This is a genomic window from Streptomyces sp. NBC_01485, assembly GCF_036227125.1.
GTDB lineage: Bacteria > Actinomycetota > Actinomycetes > Streptomycetales > Streptomycetaceae > Streptomyces.
On sequence record NZ_CP109435.1, the window covers coordinates 644,650 to 661,803 of the forward strand.

The following is a 17,154-nucleotide window of genomic DNA, read 5'->3' on the forward strand; positions in this document are numbered from 1 at the left end:
GAGAACCTTCGATGCTCAAGCCCCGCTCCACCGCCACCCGCGAGCTGGTGAACCTCGACGGGATCTGGCGGTTCGCCGTCGCCCCGGCCGTCGGCCCCGAGCCGTGGACCGGCCCCCTCGACACGCGGCTGGAGGCACCCGTACCGGCCAGCTACAACGACCTGTTCACCGACAGCGCGATCCGCGACCACGTCGGCTGGGTCTGGTACCAGCGCCTGGTGCGGGTGCCGCGCGGCTGGGCGGGCGAGCGGGTCGTGCTGCGGGTCGACGCCGCCACGCACGAGGGGAAGGTGTACGTCGACGACGTGCTGGTCGCCCAACACGTGGGGGGCTACACGCCGTTCGAGGCGGACATCACCGAACACGTCCGCCCCGGCGGGGAGTTCCGGCTCACCATCGGCGTCAACAACGAGCTGACCAGCGTCACGATGCCGCCCGGCTCGATCACCGTCTCCCACGACGGCCGGCGCAAGCAGACGTACCTGCACGACTTCTACAACTACGCGGGGCTCGCCCGGTCGGTGTGGCTGTACAGCAAGCCGGTGGTCCACGTCGACGACATCACCGTCGTGACCGGCCTCGACGGCGGAGCCGGGACGGTCGGCTACTCGGTCGAGACGAACGCGCCGGCCGCGGTCCGGGTGCGCGCGGTCGACGCCGACGGCATCGAGGTCGCCGCCGGGGAGGGGGCGAACGGCACGCTGCGGATCGACGACGTGAAGCTGTGGCAGCCGGGTGCGGCGTACCTCTACGACCTCGTCGTCGAGGTCCTGGACGGTGGCGGTGACGGTGGCGGCGAGGTCGTGGACACCTTCACCGAGCCGTTCGGGGTGCGCACGGTCGAGGTGCGCGGGACCCAGTTCCTCATCAACGGCGAGCCGTTCTACTTCACCGGCTTCGGCAAGCACGAGGACACGCCGGTGCGCGGCAAGGGCCACGACGACGCCTACCTCGTGCACGACTTCCAGCTCATGGAGTGGATGGGCGCCAACTCCTTCCGCACCTCGCACTATCCGTACGCCGAGGAGGTCATGGAGTTCGCCGACCGGCACGGCATCGTCGTCATCGACGAGACCGCGGCCGTCGGCCTCAACCTGGCCGTGGAGGCCGGGCTCATGGGCACCCCGCCGCGGGCCACGTTCTCCGACGAGACGTTCGGCGACGACACGCGCGCGGCGCACGCCCAGGCGATCCGGGAGCTGATCGCCCGCGACAAGAACCATCCCAGCGTCGTGATGTGGTGCATCGCCAACGAGCCGTCCTCCAACGAGCAGGGCGCGCGGGAGTACTTCGAGCCGCTCGTCGAACTGACCCACAAGCTCGACCCGACGCGTCCGGTGAGCTATGCGGCGGTGATGTTCGCGACGCACGAGAACGACCTCATCGCCGACCTCTTCGACGTCCTGTGCATCAACCGCTACTACGGCTGGTACATCGCCACCGGCGACCTGGCCACCGCGGAGTTGTACCTGGAGGGCGATCTGCGCGGCTGGGCCGAGAAGTTCGGCAAGCCGATCATGATGAGCGAGTACGGGGCGGACACCCTGCCGGGGCTGCACTCCGTGTGGGACACGCCCTGGACGGAGGAGTACCAGCTCGCCTACCTGGAGACGAACCACCGCGTCTTCGACCGCATCGACGCCTTCATCGGCGAACACGTGTGGAACTTCGCCGACTTCCAGACCTCGCACGGCATCCACCGGGTCGGCGGCAACAAGAAGGGCGTCTTCACCCGCGAACGGCACCCCAAGGCCGCCGCCCACGCGCTGCGGCAGCGCTGGCTGCCGCTCGGCGGACGCAAGCCGTCGAACACCGGCGAGTAGACCGCCACCCCCGACGTCCGGGCGAGCAGACCGGACACCCATCGTCCGACGGACAGCAGAGAGGCCCCCATGGTCACCCCCCGCAAGCAGCCCGCCTCCTTAGCCGGCGAGCCGGACCGGCTCGACTTGCCTCGCCGGCTGCCCGCCTCCTCGGCCGGGGAGCCGGACCGGCTCGGCTTCGATCCGGACGCCCTGCGCGCCAGGTACCGGGCGGAGCGCGACCGCCGGATCCGCCCGGACGGCAACAGCCAGTACCGGCGCATCACCGGTGAGTCGGGCACGTACGGCGACGACCCCTACGCGGAGCCCGAGTCAACCCGTGAGCCCCTGTTCGACCGGGTGGAGGTGGCGGTCGTCGGAGGTGGCTTCGGTGGTCTGCTCACCGGCGCCCGGCTGCGGCAGGCCGGGGTGCGGGACATCCGGATGATCGAGCAGGCGGCGGACTTCGGCGGCACCTGGTACTGGAACCGCTATCCGGGGGTCCAGTGCGACATCGAGTCGTATGTGTACATGCCTTTATTGGAGGAGGTCGGCCATGTCCCGACCTGGCGGTACGCGCCGGGTGAGGAGATCCGGCAGCACGCCAGGGCGATCGGCCGGCACTTCGACCTCTACCGCGACGCCTGTTTCCAGACCCGGGCGACCGAACTGCGCTGGGACGAGGGCGAGTCGGAGTGGATCGTCTCCACCGACCGCGGCGACCTGATGCGGGCCCGCCACGTGGTGGTCTCCAGCGGGACGCTCAGCCTGCCCAAACTTCCCGGCATCCCCGGCATCGAGACGTTCAAGGGGCACACGTTCCACACGAGCCGCTGGGACTACGCCTACACCGGCGGTGACGCGAGCGGGAACCTCGACAAGCTCGCCGACAAGCGCGTCGCCGTCATCGGCACCGGCGCGACCGCCATCCAGATCGTGCCTCATCTCGGGCGCGACGCACGGCAGTTGTACGTGTTCCAGCGCACGCCGTCCTCGGTCGACGTGCGCGACAACCGCCCCACGGACCCCGCCTGGGCCGAGTCTCTGACCCCCGGCTGGTCCCGGCGCCGCCGGGACAACTTCCTCACGCTCGTCAGCGGCGGCCAGGCGGAGCAGGATCTGGTGCGGGACGGCTGGACCGCCTCCGCCCGGCTGTTGCAGAACCTCGTCCCGACCGACAGTTACGCCCACCTGCCGGCCGGGGAGCGGGACCACCTCGGCGAACTGGCCGACTTCCAGAAGATGAACGAGCTGCGCGCCCGGGTGGACGACCTGGTCGAGGATCCGGCCACGGCCGAGGCGCTCAAGCCCTGGTACCGCTACATGTGCAAGCGGCCCGGATTCAGCGACACCTATCTGCAGACCTTCAACCGGCCGAACGTCACCCTGGTGGACACCGCCGACCACGGGGGTGTGCAGCGCATCACCGGCAACGCCCTGGTGGTGGGCGGGACGGAGTACGAGGTCGACTGCATCGTCTTCGCCACCGGTTTCGAGGTGGGCGTCTCCGGGATCCTGTCCGGCGAGCTTCCTGTGTACGGCCGCGACGGGGTCACCTTCCCCGAGCGGTGGAAGGAGGGGCCCAGGACGCTGCACGGCCTGTACAGCCACGGCTTCCCCAACCTCTTCCAGCTCGGCTCGCTGCAGAACGCCGCGTCCGTGAACTACGTCCACATCCTGGACGAGCAGGCCACCCACGTCGCCGCGGTCCTCGCCGAGGCCCGCGAGCGCGGGGCCCGCCACGTCGAGCCGAGCGCCGACGCCGAGGCCGCCTGGGTCGACACCATCCACGAGAAGGTGCCCAGCCTCCACAAGTTCCAGGCCGAGTGCACGCCCGGCTACTACAACAACGAGGGCATGCCCAGCGGGCGCAGCGAGTCGTTCGGCGACGGGCCGATCGCCTTCCACGAGCTGCTCAGGCGCTGGCGCGCGGAGGGCGGCATGGACGAGGTCGTCGTCGGATGACCCGGGAGGCGATGACGCACCCCAGCCGATTCGACCCCACCGGCCGCCGCCGGCCGACGAGCGACCGCTTCGACGTGCGCAGGCTCAACCCGCCCAACCGGCTGTGGGGCGCCAACGGTGTCGCGTTCGGCCCCGACGGACGGCTGTACGTGGCGCAGTTCCTCGCCGGGCAGATCAGCGCCGTGGACCCGGCGTCGGGTGACGTCGAGGTCGTGGTGGAGCTCGACAGCCCCGTACAGGCGCCGGACGACCTCGCGTTCGGCGCGGACGGCTCGATGTACATCACCGACCTGACACCGGGCCGGGTGTGGCGCCGCGGCCCGGGCGGCGACTACGGCCTGGTCTGCGACGCGCTCCGGGCCCCCAACGGCATCACGTGTGTCGGGGACCGGCTCTTCGTCAACGAGATGACGATGAACGGCCGTCTCCTGGAGCTGTTCCCCGGCGGCGGCGACCCGGTCGTCCTCACCGACGGTCTGGCCCTGGGCAACGCCATGCAGCTCGGGCCCGACGGCTGGCTGTACTACCCGCACATGGTGGACAACCAGGTCTGGCGGATCCCCCCGGACGGCGGCACGCCCGAACTGTTCGCGCGGGACGTGCACGACCCGGTGGCGGTGCGCTTCGACCGGGGCGGGACCCTGGTCGTCCTCTCCCGCGGCATCGCCGGCATCGTGACCCGCATCGACCTCGCCACCGGTGCCCGGTCGGTCGTCACGTCGGGCGTCGCGGGGCTGGACAACGCGGCCTTCGACGCGGAGAACCGTATGTTCGTCTCCAGCTTCGCCAGCGGCGGCGTCACGCAGATGCACGCCGACGGCCGGATCCGCGAGATCGTGCCGCGCGGCCTCGACGGCCCGTACGGGATCACCGTCGACCTCGGCGGCACGGTGCACGCGGCCGACCACTACCGGCTGGCCCGCCTGACCGGCTCCGCCTCGGACGAGCCCGGCGGCACCACCCGCGCGCTGATGCCCTTCGTGCACGGCGTCACCGCGGACGACGGACTCCTGCACACGACCTCACAGCTCGGCCAGGTGCGCACCGAGGACCCGGCCCGTGGCACGACACGATTACGGGCGACGGGCCTGAACGAGCCCGGCGGACTGGCCGTCGCCCCGGACGGCTCGCTCGTGGTCGCCGAGTCCGGCGCGGGCCGGGTCGTACGGATCGACGAGGCCGACACCCTCACGGTGCTCGCCGAGGGACTCGCCCACCCCGTGGACGTGGCCTTCGACGAGCGTGCGACCTGCTATGTCAGCGACGACCGGCTCGGCGCGGTGCTCCGCGTCGACGACGGCAAGGCGGTGACCGTCGCGGACGGGCTCGGTTCGCCGCAGGGGCTTGCCGTCCGCTGCAACAAACTGTTCACTGTCGAGGTCGAGCACCGGAGGCTGCGTTCGATCTCCCTCGTCACCGGCGAGAGCCGGATCGAGGCCGAGGATCTCGCGGTCGGTCTGCCCCCGGGAGTCGCCGGCCCCCACCCCGCGCCGGTCTCCGCTCCCGCCGGTCCCCCGCGCCAGTTCGCCGGACTCGCGCTGAGCCCGGACGGCGCCCTCCTCGTCTCGGCGAACGGGGAGGGGAGCGTGCTGCGCCTCACCATCCGTCGACGAGACAACCGAAACAGCCGAGGCAACCGATCGGCTGAGCACCCCGAGGAGACATGCGAGTGACCCGCACCGACCCGACGACGCCGTCGCCCCGCGCCCGCTTCCGCAAAGGTGCCGAGGCCCCGTACGAGGACCCGTCCCGCCCCGTCGAGGAGCGCGTCGAGGACCTCCTCGGCCGGATGACGCTGGAGGAGAAGGCCGGCCTGATGTTCCACAGCCAGGCCCTCATGGGGCCCGGCGGTGAGTTCGTCGAGGACCCCGAGCAGGTGCAGTGGGGCCGTCCGATGCGCGAGACGATCGAGCAGCGTCACCTGAACCACTTCAACCTGGTCGGCGGCGCCGAGCCCGAGGAGATCGCGGCCTGGCACAACCGCGTCCAGGAGGTGGCACTCGGCACCCGCCTCGGCATCCCCGTGACCCTGTCCAGCGACCCGCGCCACCACTTCACCGAGAACTGGGCCACGTCCGCGGTCGCGATCGGTTTCGCCCAGTTCCCGGAGACGACCGGCCTCGCCGCGATCGGCGACGAGGAGACGGTACGGGCCTTCGCCGACGTCGTGCGGCGGGAGTACCTCGCGGTCGGCATCCGGGTGGCCCTGCACCCGCAGATCGACCTGGCGACCGAGCCGCGCTGGTCCCGGATCAGCGGCACCTTCGGCGAGAACGCGGACCTCACCGGCCGCCTGGTCGCCGCGTACATCAAGGGCCTGCAGGGCGAGACCCTCGGCTCCCACTCGGTCGCGGCGATGACCAAGCACTTCCCCGGCGGCGGACCGCAGAAGGACGGCGAGGACCCGCATCTCTCGTACGGCCGTGAACAGGTCTACCCGGGCGGCATGTTCGACTACCACCTCGCGCCCTTCCTCAAGGCGCTGGAGGCCGGCACCTCGCAGATGATGCCCTACTACGGCATGCCGGTGGACACCGAGATGGAAGCCGTCGGCTTCGGCTTCAACAAGGGCGTGATCACCGGGCTGCTGCGCGAGAAGCTCGGCTTCGACGGCATCGTGTGCACCGACTGGGGCCTGGTCACCGACAACGACCTCGTCTCGGCCCGGGCCTGGGGCGTCGAGCACCTCACCCCGTCCGAGCGGACGCTGAAGGTCATCGAGGCCGGCTGCGACCAGTTCGGCGGCGAGGCCTGCCCCGAGCTGGTGGTCGAGCTGGTACACGCGGGCAAGGTGTCCGAGGAACGCGTCGACGTCTCCGTACGACGGCTGCTGCGCGAGAAGTTCGTCCTCGGTCTGTTCGAGAACCCGTTCGTGGACGTCGACGCCGCCGCGTCGGTGGTGGGTACCGCGGAGGCGGTGCTGGCCGGACGGCTCGCGCAGAGCCGGTCGGTCACCCTGCTCAAGAACGCCGACGCCGTGCTCCCGCTCGCCGAGGGCACCCGCGTCTACGTCGAGGGCGTCGACCCCGAGACGGCCGCCGGGTACGGCACCGTCGTGGCCGGCCCCGAGGAGGCGGACGTGGCGATCCTGCGGCTGAGCGCCCCCTTCGAAAAGCGCACTGGTCCCATCTCCCAGTATTTCCACGCCGGCCGGCTCGCCTTCGACGCGGACGAACTCGCTCCGGTCCTCGCCATGTGCGCCAAGGTGCCCACCGTCGTCGACATCTACCTGGACCGCCCCGCCGTGCTTCCGGAGATCGCCGAGGCCTCGGCCGCCCTGGTCGGGAACTACGGCTCGGGCGACGTGCCACTGCTCGACGTGCTCTTCGGACGGCAGGCCCCCGAGGGCAGCCTGCCGTTCCCCCTGCCCCGCTCGATGGCCGACGTCGAACGACAGCGCTCCGACGTCCCGAGCGACGGCAGGGACCCGGTGTTCGCGTTCGGCCACGGACTCGCCTACCGACCTCGCGAGGGGGGTGCAGCGTCCTCGTGAACCGTGCCTTCGGAGCCCCACAGTACGATGAGGCATGATTCCGTACCCGAACAGTTCGGCCCCGGTGGGGAGTGGCTCATCCGTGCAGCCCGGCTCGCGGACCGGTCGGCGCGCGAACGGTGCCGGACGTAAGCGACTCGACGACGACCGGCGGGACGAGCTGCTCGGGAAACTCCAGGTGATCGTCCTGGCGGAGGGCTTCGCCGGGCTGACCGTCGACACGCTCGCCACCCGTCTGCAGTGCTCGAAGTCCACGCTGTACGCGCTCTCCTCCAACCGCCACCATCTCGTGGCGACCGCTCTCAAGCGTTTCTTCCACGACGCCGCGGAGCGGGTGGAGGAGGAGGTCGCCGCGGTCGCGGACCCGGCACAGCAGATCGCCACGTATCTGGCGGCGGTCGGCAACCAGATGCGCCGTATGTCGGCCGCGTGCTACGACGACATGCTCGACAACGACACGACGAGGGAGATCTACACGGTCAACTCGCTCGCCGCGACGAGCAGGGTCCGCGGGATGATCCACGCGGGCGTGGAGTCGGGCGACTTCCGGGCGGTGCACGCCGAGTTCGTCAGTCAGGCCGTGGGGCTGCTGATCGACGGCATCCACAGCCGCGAGCTGCTCGGTTCGACGGGGCTGTCCTCCGGGGACGCGTTCATCGAGCTGAGCGACCTCGTCCTCGGGGCGGTGTCCAAGACGCCTCGCTGACCGGCGAGGGGCCCTCGGACCGCGTTTCGGTCACGCCGTATCCGCATTCAGCCCGTCGACTGTTGTTCACACCCTTGATGAATACTTCATAGAGTACTAACGTACGCGAAATCGTACCCGCACATTGCGAAGGTCGCCTTCGTCGTTCCGTTATGAGGCAAACGATGGCCCTCACCGATCCCCGCTCTGCCACCGACCCGCTCGACCGGGTCCAAGAGCTGGTCACCCTCTACAGCGACCCGCACGCGAGCGTCGCCCACCTCCTCTGCGACCGGCACCCGTCCGACGCCGTGGCCTACACCGTCATCGAGCCTGACCTGTCGGCCACCGTGCTCACCTACGGCCGGCTGAAGACGGAGTCCGAGCGGTTCGCCGCCGCCCTGGCCGACCTCGGCGTCGGGCCCGGCGACCGCGTGGCGACGCTGATGGGCAAGAGCGTCGACTACCTCGTCGCGCTCCTCGCGACCTGGCGGCTCGGCGCGGTGACGGTGCCGCTGTTCACCGCCTTCGCGTCCCCGGCGATCGCCCTGCGCCTGCTGGCCAGTGACGCCAAGGTCGTCATCTGCGACGAGACGCAGCGGGCGAAGCTGGAGCCGGGCGAGGACATCCCGGCCGACGCGAAGTGGCAGATCGTCGTCAGCCAAGGCCCCGGCAAGCCCGGTGACCTCCGCTTCCCCGAGCTGCTCGACGCGCAGGAGCCCGGCCACCCCGCCGCCGCCCTGGGCGGGGACGCGCCGCTGGTGCACATCTTCACGTCCGGCACGACGGGCCGCCCCAAGGGCGTCGTCGTACCCGCCGCGGCGATCTCCGGCTTCCGCCTCTACGCCGAGTACGGCTGCGGCGTGACGAAGGACGACGTCTTCTGGAACGCCGCCGACCCCGGCTGGGCCTACGGGCTCTACTTCGGCGTGATCGCCTCGCTGAGCCTGGGCGTGCCCAGCGTGCTGCTGCACTCCGGGTTCTCCGCCGAGCTCACCTGGCAGGTGATGAACGACTTCAAGGTCACCAACTTCACCGCCGCCCCCACCGTGTACCGGTCGCTGCGCGCCTCCGGCGTCCCGGTGCCGGACGGCCTCGCGCTGCGCTGCGCGTCCAGCGCGGGCGAGCCGCTGACCCCCGAGGTCAACGCCTGGGCCGAGCAGGCGTTCGGCATCCAGGTGCACGACCACTACGGGCAGACCGAGGCCGGCATGCTGGTCAACAACCACCAGTTCCCGGCGCTGCGCCGGGAGGTGCTGCCCGGGTCCATGGGGCATCCGATGCCCGGGTGGAGCCTGCGCGTCCTGCACGAGGACCGCGACGAGATCGCCCCCGCCAACACCGTCGGCCGGATCGCCGCCGACCTCGCCGCGAGCCCGCTGGCCTGGTTCCACGGGTACGAGGGCGACCCGGTGAAGAGCGCGGAGAAGTTCAGCCCCGACGGCCGCTGGTACTACACCGGTGACGTCGGCCGGGTGGACGAGGAGGGCTACTTCCACTTCTCCTCGCGGGACGACGACGTGATCATCATGGCCGGTTACCGCATCGGCCCGTTCGACGTCGAGTCCGTCCTGGTCACCCACCCGGCGGTGGTCGAGTGCGCGGTCATCGCCGCGCCCGACGAGGTCCGCGGCGAGGTCCTGGAGGCGTTCGTCGTCCTCCAGGACGGAGTCGAGGCCTCCGACCAACTGGCCGTCGAACTCCAGCAGTTGGTGAAGAAGCGCTTCGCCGCCCACGCCTACCCCCGCACGGTGCACTTCACCGACAAGCTGCCGAAGACGCCCAGCGGAAAGATCCAGCGATTCGTCCTGCGCCAGCAGCGCCAGACCGACCCAGGGGCCCACGCGTGACCACCGCCGTACTCACCGAGCAGAGCGGCGCCGTCCGCTGGATCCGGCTCAACCGGCCCGAGAGCCGCAACTCGATCAACCCGGACCTGATCGAGTCCCTGGACGACGCCGTCGCCTCCGCGATACAGGATCCGGACACCGAGGCCGTGGTGATCGCCGGGAACGGGCCGAGCTTCTGCGCCGGCGCCGACCTGCGCCACCTGCTGGAGCTGGCCCGCACGGGCGGCGACCCGCTGGCCTTCCTCGGCACGGTCTCCGAATGCTTCACCCGGCTGGAGACGGCGCCGAAGCCCGTCATCGCCGCCGTGCACGGCCATGTGGTCGCCGGCGGGCTGGAGCTGGCGCTCGCCTGCGACGCCGTCGTGGCCCGGGCCGGCACGGTCATCGGCGACGGGCACATCCGCAACGGCCTGCTGCCCGGCGCCGGATCGAGCGTGCGGCTGCCCCGCAAGGTGGGCGACCCCCTGGCCCGGCGCCTGATGCTCACCGGCGAACTGCTGCCGGCCGAGCAGTTCGTGCCCAGCGGCTTCGTCCAGGCCGTCGCCGACGCCGAGGAGTTCGAGACGACCGTCTCGGCCGTGGCGCGGTCCTTCACGGGCCTGCCGCCCGGCCATGCGCGGATGAAGCAGCTGCTCGCCGATCCGACCGTGGCTCAGGCCCTGCTGCAAGAGCTCGACGTGTTCGCCGAGCACTGGCGCGAGCAGGACATCGCCGCCAAGCTCACCCATTTCTTCGACCAGCGAGCCGTGAGGTAGCACCGTGCGACGTTATGAAGACCGAGTCGTTCTGATCACCGGGGCCGGACAGGGCCTGGGCCGCGCCATGGCCCAGCGGTTCGCCGCGGAGGGCGCGCGACTGGCGTTGTGCGACGTCAACGACGCCTCACTGAAGGAGACCGCCGAGCAGTGCGCCGGTGACGTGCGCACGTCGGTCGTGAACGTGGCCGACCCCCAGCAGGTCGACGAGTGGGTGGCCGGCACGGTGGACGCCCTCGGCCGGGTGGACGTCCTGGTGAACAACGCCGGGGTGATCCGCGACAACCGGCTGGAGCGGATGACCGACGACGAGTGGGACGCCGTCGTCGACGTCAGCCTGCGCGGCATGTTCCACTGCTGCCGGGCGGTGTTCCCGCACATGAAGCGGCAGGACTACGGCCGCATCCTGTCCTTCTCGTCCATGTCCTGGCGGGGCAACTTCGGGCAGGTCAACTACGCCGCCGCGAAGGCCGGCGTGGTGGGCATGGCCCGCACGATCGCCCTCGAGGGCGCCAAGCACGGCATCACGTCGAACGCGATCGCGCCCGGCCTCATCAGCACGCCGATGCTGGCCTCGATGAACGACGCCGCCCGCGCCAAGCTCGCCGCCCGGGTGCCCATGGGGCACATCGGCGACCCCACGGACATCGCCGAAGCCGCCGCCTACCTGTGCTCGGAGGCGGCCCGGTACGTGACGGGCGTCATCCTCGACGTGGACGGCGGGATCAGCACCGGCACCGCTCTGCGCTGACCGACCACCAGTCGAACTGAAGGGGACACAACCACATGGCTGACGCCGCTGAACTCGTCGTCGAGAACGACGTGATGGTGCCGATGCGCGACGGCATCCGTCTGCGCACGGACATCTTCCGGCCTGCCGGGCCGGGCCCCTACCCGGTGCTGCTCCAGCGCTACCCGTACACCCCCCGCGACGGCATCTCGGCGATGTTCGCGGAGATGATCGCCCGGCAGGGCTACGCCGTGATCGTGCAGAGCTGTCGCGGCCGGTACGGCTCGGAGGGCGAGTTCTATCCGTTCGTACCGGACGTGGAGGACGGCTACGACGCCGTCGAGTGGGCGGCGGCCCAGCCCTGGTCGAACGGCAAGGTGGGCATGTGGGGCATGTCCTACAGCGGCTTCTCGCAGTGGGCCGCCGCCATCGCCCGGCCGCCCCACCTGGTCGCGCTCGCCCCGTTCACCTGCGGCTGGGACTGGAGCGAGAGCACCTGGTACTACGCGCCCGGCGTGCTCCACCTCGGCCTCGCGCTGAGCTGGAGCGGCCTCATGACCACGGAGGAGGCCGACCGCCGGGGCGTTCCGTCGCCGCTGCCCGGTTTCGCCGCCGCCGGTCGGCTCATGGACGGCCGGGGCCTCGGCGACCCGGCGAAGCTCGCCGAGATGGGCCGGCTGGAGGTGGAGGCCACCCGCAGCATGCTGGACCGCCGCCCGCTGCGGGACGTCGAGGAGCTGCGGGAGCTGGCGCCGTGGTTCCGCGACTGGTGCGACCAGGACGACGGACAGGACCCGGCCTGGCAGCGGATCAGCGCCGCCGCCCATGTCGAGGACATCGACCTGCCGATCTTCCACCTGGGCGGCTGGTACGACTTCTTCGCCAAGGGCAACCTGGACGCCTACACCACGCTGTCCAAGGAAGGCTCCACCGAGCGGACCCGCAAGGGGCAGCGGCTGCTCGTCGGGCCGTGGAACCACAACTGCGTCCAGCAACGGCCCGACGCCGACGACAACGCCGGGTACTTCGTCGACTTCAGCCCCGAAGCACCGGTCATGCGGTTCTTCGCCCACCACCTCAAGGGTGAACTGCCGGACTACGAGACGCAGGAGCCGCGGGTCCGGCTGTACGTGATGGGCGACAACGTCTGGCGCGAGGAGCAGGAATGGCCCCTCGCCAGGACCGAGTGGACCCCGTACCACCTGCACGGTGCCGACGGTGACCGCAGCCTGTCGACCGAGCCGCCGGCCGACGAGCAGCCCGACACGTACGTGTACGACCCGAGCGACCCCGTGCCCGGCTCCCTGCGGACGGGCGCGGCGTACAACGACCCGGTCGACCTCGACGCCGTCGCCCTGCGGTCCGACGTGCTCGTCTACTCCACCCCGGCGCTGGAGGCCGAGGTGGAGGTCACCGGTCCGGTGACGCTGGAGCTGTGGGCGTCGTCGTCCGTGGAGAACACCGACTTCACCGCGAAGCTGGTCGACGTCTTCCCCGACGGCACCGCCGTCACCGTCTGCCAGGGCATCGTCCGCACCGGATACAAGGTGGCCGAGCCCCGGACGCCGGGAACGCCGTACCGCTACGAGATCAGCCTGTGGGCGACGAGCACCGTCTTCCAGGCCGGGCACCGCATCCGGCTCGACGTCTCCTCCAGCGAGTACCCCACCTTCGACCTCAACCCGAACACGGGCGAGCGCATCACCCACGCCACCTCGGACAAGACGGTTCCGGCCACCCAGCACGTCTTCCACGACGAGCTGCGCCCTTCCCGTCTCATCCTCCCGATCATCCCCCGCTGACGGCCGCACCAGCCCGACGGACCACCCGCAAGGAGCGTCATGGAAACCGTGACCCCCGCAGTACTGCGCCGATCGCCGGACGACGGCTCGGCGACGTTCGCCCCCTACGGCACCCACGTGCCCTCCCTCGACACCTACGACTACGTCGAGGAGGAGTGGATCGCCACCGGCGAGGAGGACGGCCACTCCTACGCGACGACGGTGCTCGTACGACGCCCCCGGGACCGGGCGCGTTTCAGCGGCACCGTGATCGCCGAGCCGCTGCACGTCCACGGCATCGCGCCGATCTGGATCTACAGCGGCCCCTACATCCTGCGGTCGGGCCATGCGTGGGTGGAGATCACCGCGCAGAAGACCACGCTGGACCTGCATGTGAAGGCGTCCAACGCGCAGCGCTACGAGTCCCTGCACATCGAGGGTCCCGACAGCGCGGACTTCGACATGAACGCGAACCTCGGAGACCGCGAGGCGTCGAGGGTGTTCTTCAGCGAGCTGCGGCGCCGCAACCGGGCGACGAGCACGATCCTCGCCCAGGTCGGCGCCGCCCTCCGATCGCCCGAGGGACCGTTCGCGGGCGCGGAGCCGGCCCAGGTCGTCCTCGCCGGACACTCGCAGACCGGCTGGGTCACCACCGCCTTCACCGGCGACGCCCACGACGTACTGCGCCTGGCCGACGGCTCGTCCGTCTACGACGGCTTCTTCCCGTCGGGCTTCCCCCTCGACGCCTTCCACGACGTCGACGTACCGGTCGTGCAGGTCATGAGCGACGGAGACGTCTCCGTGCCCTCGTACTCGTTCGTCCCCGGGCACGAGGGACGCAAGTACCGCCGCGACGACAGCGACAAGCCCGGCGACCGGTTCCGCCTCTACGAACTCGCCGGCATCCCCCACATGGGCACCCGTTACGCGCCCTACAACGACGTGTCCCTGTGGAAGGCGACCTTCCCGGCGGACGACGTCTCCTTCGGCCCGAAGATGAACAGCCTGCCCCACTTCGAGCTGTTCAACATGGGCCTGCACCACCTGGTCGAGTGGGTGGCGAACGGCACCGTGCCGCCCCGCGCCGACCGCCTGGAGGTGGGCCCGGACGGCTACTTCGTCCTCGACGAGCACGGCAACACCCGGGGCGGGGTGCGCAGCGCCCAACTGGACGTGCCGCACTCCACGTACCGGCCCAACCCGACCAACCCGGACGGCACTCCGAGCTATCTGACGATCGGCAGCGAGGAGCCGTTCGACGCGCCGAAGCTGCGGGAGCTGTACCGGGACTCCGCCGACTACCTCCAGCGCTTCGACCACCGTCTGGACGAGCTGATCGGCGAGGGCTGGTACCTCGCGGAGGACGCCGAGGATCTGCGGCGCGAGGCGCGGGAGATCGAGATCCCGTGAGCGGGATCCGGTGAGCGGGATTCCCCAGCGGAAGCCGAACGGCGGCGGAAACGGGTGAAGTACGCCCCTTCCCGCCGCCGTTCATGCACAGCCCTGCCGGTCCTGCCGGTCCTGCCGGTCCTACGTCCTACCGGTCCTACCGGTCCTACCGGTCCTACCGGTCCTACCGGTCCTACGTCCTACCGGTCCTACCGGTCCTACCGGTCCTACCGGTCCTACCGGTCCTACGTCCTACCGGTCCTACCGGTCCTACCGGTCCTACCGGTCCTACCGGTCCTACCGGTGGGACGTGAGCAGGTCCCTGTCCCGGTCGGCCTGCGCCGGACCCGCCAGCTGACGGGTCAGCTTCTCGCCCTCGACGTCGACGTGCGGCAGCGCCCGGTGCAGGAAGCGCGGCAGCCACCAGGCCGCGTGCTGGAGCACGGACATCGCGGCCGGCACCAGGCACATCCGGACGACGAACGCGTCGAGCAGGACGCCGACCGCCAGGGCCAGACCCATGCCCTTGGTGATCTGCATGTCGGCGAAGACGAAGGAGCCGAAGACGCTCACCATGATGACCGCCGCCGCGGTGACGACCTTCGAGCCGTGGCCGAAGCCGTCCACCATGGCCGCCACCGGAGCCTTGCCCCGCGCGTACTCCTCGCGCATCCGGGAGACGAGGAAGACCTCGTAGTCCATGGCGAGGCCGAACAGGATGCCGATCAGCAGGATCGGCAGGAAGCTGATGATGGTCGGGCTCGCCTGGGTGCCGAGCACGGAGGACAGCCAGCCCCACTGCAGGACGGCGACCAGGACGCCCAGCGAGCCGCCGAGCGACAGCAGGAAGCCCAGCGCGGCCTTCAGCGGCACGGCGATCGAGCGGAACACCAGGGTCAGCAGCAGGACCGCGAGGCCCATGACCACCAGGCAGTAGACGGGCAGCGCCTCGGTGAGCTTCGCGGCGACGTCGATGCTGACGGCGGTGGAGCCGGTGACGTTGATCTCCGAGTCCGTGGACTTCTCGATGCCGTCGCGGGCGGCCCGGATGTCGTGCAGCAGCTGCTCGGTGCGCTCGTCCTGGGGACCGCTCCGCGGTACGACGCCGACCAAGGCCGCGTTCCCGGTGGCGCTGAGCCGGGCGGGCGCCACCGAGGCGACGTCCGGCAGACCGGCCGCGACCTGGGCGATCTCCTTGGCCGCGGACTCGGTGGCCTTGGCCCCGTCGCCCTCGACCAGGATGACCAGCGTGCCGCTGTAGCCGGGGCCGAACGCGTCGTCGGTCATCTTCTGCGCGCGGACGGCCTCCGCGTTGGTGCTGGGCAGCGACAGCCCGAGCCGCAGATCGGCGGCGGGCACGGCCAGCACGCCGAGGCCGACCAGGCCCAGCAGCAGGACGGCCCAGCGACGCCGGTCCATCAGCCGCGCCCAGCGCACGCCCGCGCCGACCGCACCGGAGCGCTGCTTGTCCAGCGAGCGCTGCGCGGACCTGCGCAGCGCCGGGATCCGGCTGAAGGCGATGCGCGGGCCGAGCAGGCCCAGCACGGCGGGCAGCAGGGTGAGCGCCAGCACCACCGCGCCGACGACGGTGAGGGCGGCGCCGAGTCCCATGACGGCGAGGAACGGGATGCGTACGACGGTCAGGGCGGCGAGCGCGATGACCACCGTCGCGCCGGCGAACAGCACGGCCGAGCCGGCGGTGCCCACGGCGAGGCCCGCGGACTCCTCCGGGTCCATGCCGTCCCTGACCTGCGTCTGGTGCCGGGAGACGATGAACAGCGCGTAGTCCACGCCGACGGCCAGGCCCAGCATCAGGGCGAGCATCAGCGCGGTGCTGTCCATGTCGACGACGCTGGTGAGCGTCAGCAGGGCCAGGACGCCCAGCGCGACCCCGACCACGGCCATGGCCAGCGGGACGACGGCGGCGCGCAGCGAGCGGAACACCAGGATCAGGACGATCAGGGTGATCAGCATGCCGGCCGCCTCACCGGCGCCCCCGGCGGCCGACTCCACGGGGTCGAACGCCCGGCCGCCCAGGGCCACCGTCAGCCCGCCGGAGCGTGCCTGCTCCGCCGCCGCCTCGATCTCCTTGACCGAGGTCGCGCTGATGTCGGCGGACTTCTCCGCGGTGAAGGTGACCTGGCCTATGCCGGTGCGGCCGTCGCGGGAGACGTTGCCCGCCGCGGCCGAGGGAGTGGTCACGGACTGCACGCCGGGTGTCTTGGCGATCCGGGCGGTGGCGGTGCGGATCGCGTCGCCCGCCGGACCGGCCGTCACCGTCTGGCCCTGGGGCGCGCGGAAGACGATCTGCCCGGTGATGCCGTCGCTGCCCGACGGGAACTCCCTGCCCAGGACGTCGGAGGCCTTCTGGGCCTCGGTTCCCGGGATGCTGGTGGAGGAGGTGAACGGCTTCATCAGGGTGGCGGCCGACGCGCCGAGGGCGCACAGCACGACCAGCCAGCCGATGATCACCGTCCATTTGCGCCGGTAGGAGAACCTCCCCAGGCGGTACAGGAACGTGGACAAGAGAACTCCCTGGAGGTGAGCGCGCAGACGGGAGGGCCCGACACACGTGGAGTGGAGAAGACGCGGGGCCCGACAACGGCGACGCTATGAGCCGTCCCGGCCCGTGAGCGCCGTTCGGCCCCGTCCGGGACGCTTCTCACACGGAACTCCCATGGAAGGCGCCCCGGCCGTCGGGCAC

Annotated in this window: 11 protein-coding genes; 10 read left to right on the top strand and 1 reads right to left on the bottom strand. The window is 71.0% G+C overall.

Annotation, left to right across the window (positions count from 1 at the left end; all coding sequences use genetic code 11):
* The first annotated feature begins 11 nt into the window (after positions 1–11).
* The 10 genes from uidA to OG352_RS02680 all read left to right on the top strand — a co-directional run bounded on the left by uidA (position 12) and on the right by OG352_RS02680 (position 14,471).
* Positions 12–1,823 carry a beta-glucuronidase gene (gene uidA / locus OG352_RS02635; protein ID WP_329213885.1) on the top strand — a complete coding sequence of 604 codons (1,812 nt, stop codon included), beginning with the start codon at positions 12–14 and terminating at the stop codon, positions 1,821–1,823.
* Between the two features lie 69 nt (positions 1,824–1,892).
* Positions 1,893–3,767, top strand: coding sequence for a flavin-containing monooxygenase (locus OG352_RS02640; RefSeq protein WP_329213887.1), 1,875 nt, complete (start codon positions 1,893–1,895; stop codon positions 3,765–3,767).
* An 11-nt stretch (positions 3,768–3,778) separates the two neighbouring features.
* Positions 3,779–5,440 carry a hypothetical protein gene (locus OG352_RS02645; RefSeq protein WP_329213889.1) on the top strand — a complete coding sequence of 554 codons (1,662 nt, stop codon included), beginning with the start codon at positions 3,779–3,781 and terminating at the stop codon, positions 5,438–5,440.
* Complete coding sequence (locus tag OG352_RS02650) at positions 5,437–7,260, top strand: glycoside hydrolase family 3 protein (protein WP_329213891.1); 1,824 nt, start codon at positions 5,437–5,439, stop codon at positions 7,258–7,260. The genes OG352_RS02645 and OG352_RS02650 overlap by 4 nt, the downstream gene beginning before the upstream one ends.
* 82 nt (positions 7,261–7,342) lie before the next feature.
* Positions 7,343–7,966 (top strand): TetR/AcrR family transcriptional regulator, encoded by a 624-nt coding sequence (locus OG352_RS02655; protein WP_329213893.1) that lies wholly within the window; start codon positions 7,343–7,345, stop codon positions 7,964–7,966.
* 164 nt (positions 7,967–8,130) lie between these two features.
* Positions 8,131–9,795, top strand: a complete 1,665-nt coding sequence (locus OG352_RS02660) for an AMP-binding protein (protein WP_329213895.1) — start codon at positions 8,131–8,133, stop codon at positions 9,793–9,795.
* The gene (locus OG352_RS02665) at positions 9,792–10,550 is read left to right on the top strand and encodes an enoyl-CoA hydratase/isomerase family protein (RefSeq protein ID WP_329213897.1); all 759 of its coding nucleotides are present in this window, start codon (positions 9,792–9,794) and stop codon (positions 10,548–10,550) included. Before OG352_RS02660 ends, OG352_RS02665 begins: the two co-directional genes overlap by 4 nt.
* Before the next feature lie 4 nt (positions 10,551–10,554).
* Positions 10,555–11,301, top strand: coding sequence for an SDR family oxidoreductase (locus OG352_RS02670; protein WP_329213899.1), 747 nt, complete (start codon positions 10,555–10,557; stop codon positions 11,299–11,301).
* A 35-nt stretch (positions 11,302–11,336) separates the two neighbouring features.
* Positions 11,337–13,082, top strand: coding sequence for a CocE/NonD family hydrolase (locus tag OG352_RS02675; RefSeq protein WP_329213901.1), 1,746 nt, complete (start codon positions 11,337–11,339; stop codon positions 13,080–13,082).
* Between the two features lie 39 nt (positions 13,083–13,121).
* The gene (locus tag OG352_RS02680; protein WP_329213903.1) at positions 13,122–14,471 is read left to right on the top strand and encodes an alpha/beta hydrolase domain-containing protein; all 1,350 of its coding nucleotides are present in this window, start codon (positions 13,122–13,124) and stop codon (positions 14,469–14,471) included.
* Between the two features lie 276 nt (positions 14,472–14,747).
* Here the strand turns inward: OG352_RS02680 and OG352_RS02685 are convergent, their stop codons facing one another.
* On the bottom strand, positions 14,748–16,976 hold the full coding sequence (locus tag OG352_RS02685) for an MMPL family transporter (protein ID WP_329213904.1): 2,229 nt from the start codon (positions 16,974–16,976) through the stop codon (positions 14,748–14,750).
* Positions 16,977–17,154 lie beyond the last annotated feature (178 nt).

Coding starts and splice junctions, on each gene's coding strand:
- uidA (WP_329213885.1), top strand. CDS start 12: ATGCTCAAGCCCCGCTCCACCGCCACCCGCGAGCTGGTGAACCTCGAC.
- OG352_RS02640 (WP_329213887.1), top strand. CDS start 1,893: ATGGTCACCCCCCGCAAGCAGCCCGCCTCCTTAGCCGGCGAGCCGGAC.
- OG352_RS02645 (WP_329213889.1), top strand. CDS start 3,779: ATGACGCACCCCAGCCGATTCGACCCCACCGGCCGCCGCCGGCCGACG.
- OG352_RS02660 (WP_329213895.1), top strand. CDS start 8,131: ATGGCCCTCACCGATCCCCGCTCTGCCACCGACCCGCTCGACCGGGTC.
- OG352_RS02675 (WP_329213901.1), top strand. CDS start 11,337: ATGGCTGACGCCGCTGAACTCGTCGTCGAGAACGACGTGATGGTGCCG.
- OG352_RS02680 (WP_329213903.1), top strand. CDS start 13,122: ATGGAAACCGTGACCCCCGCAGTACTGCGCCGATCGCCGGACGACGGC.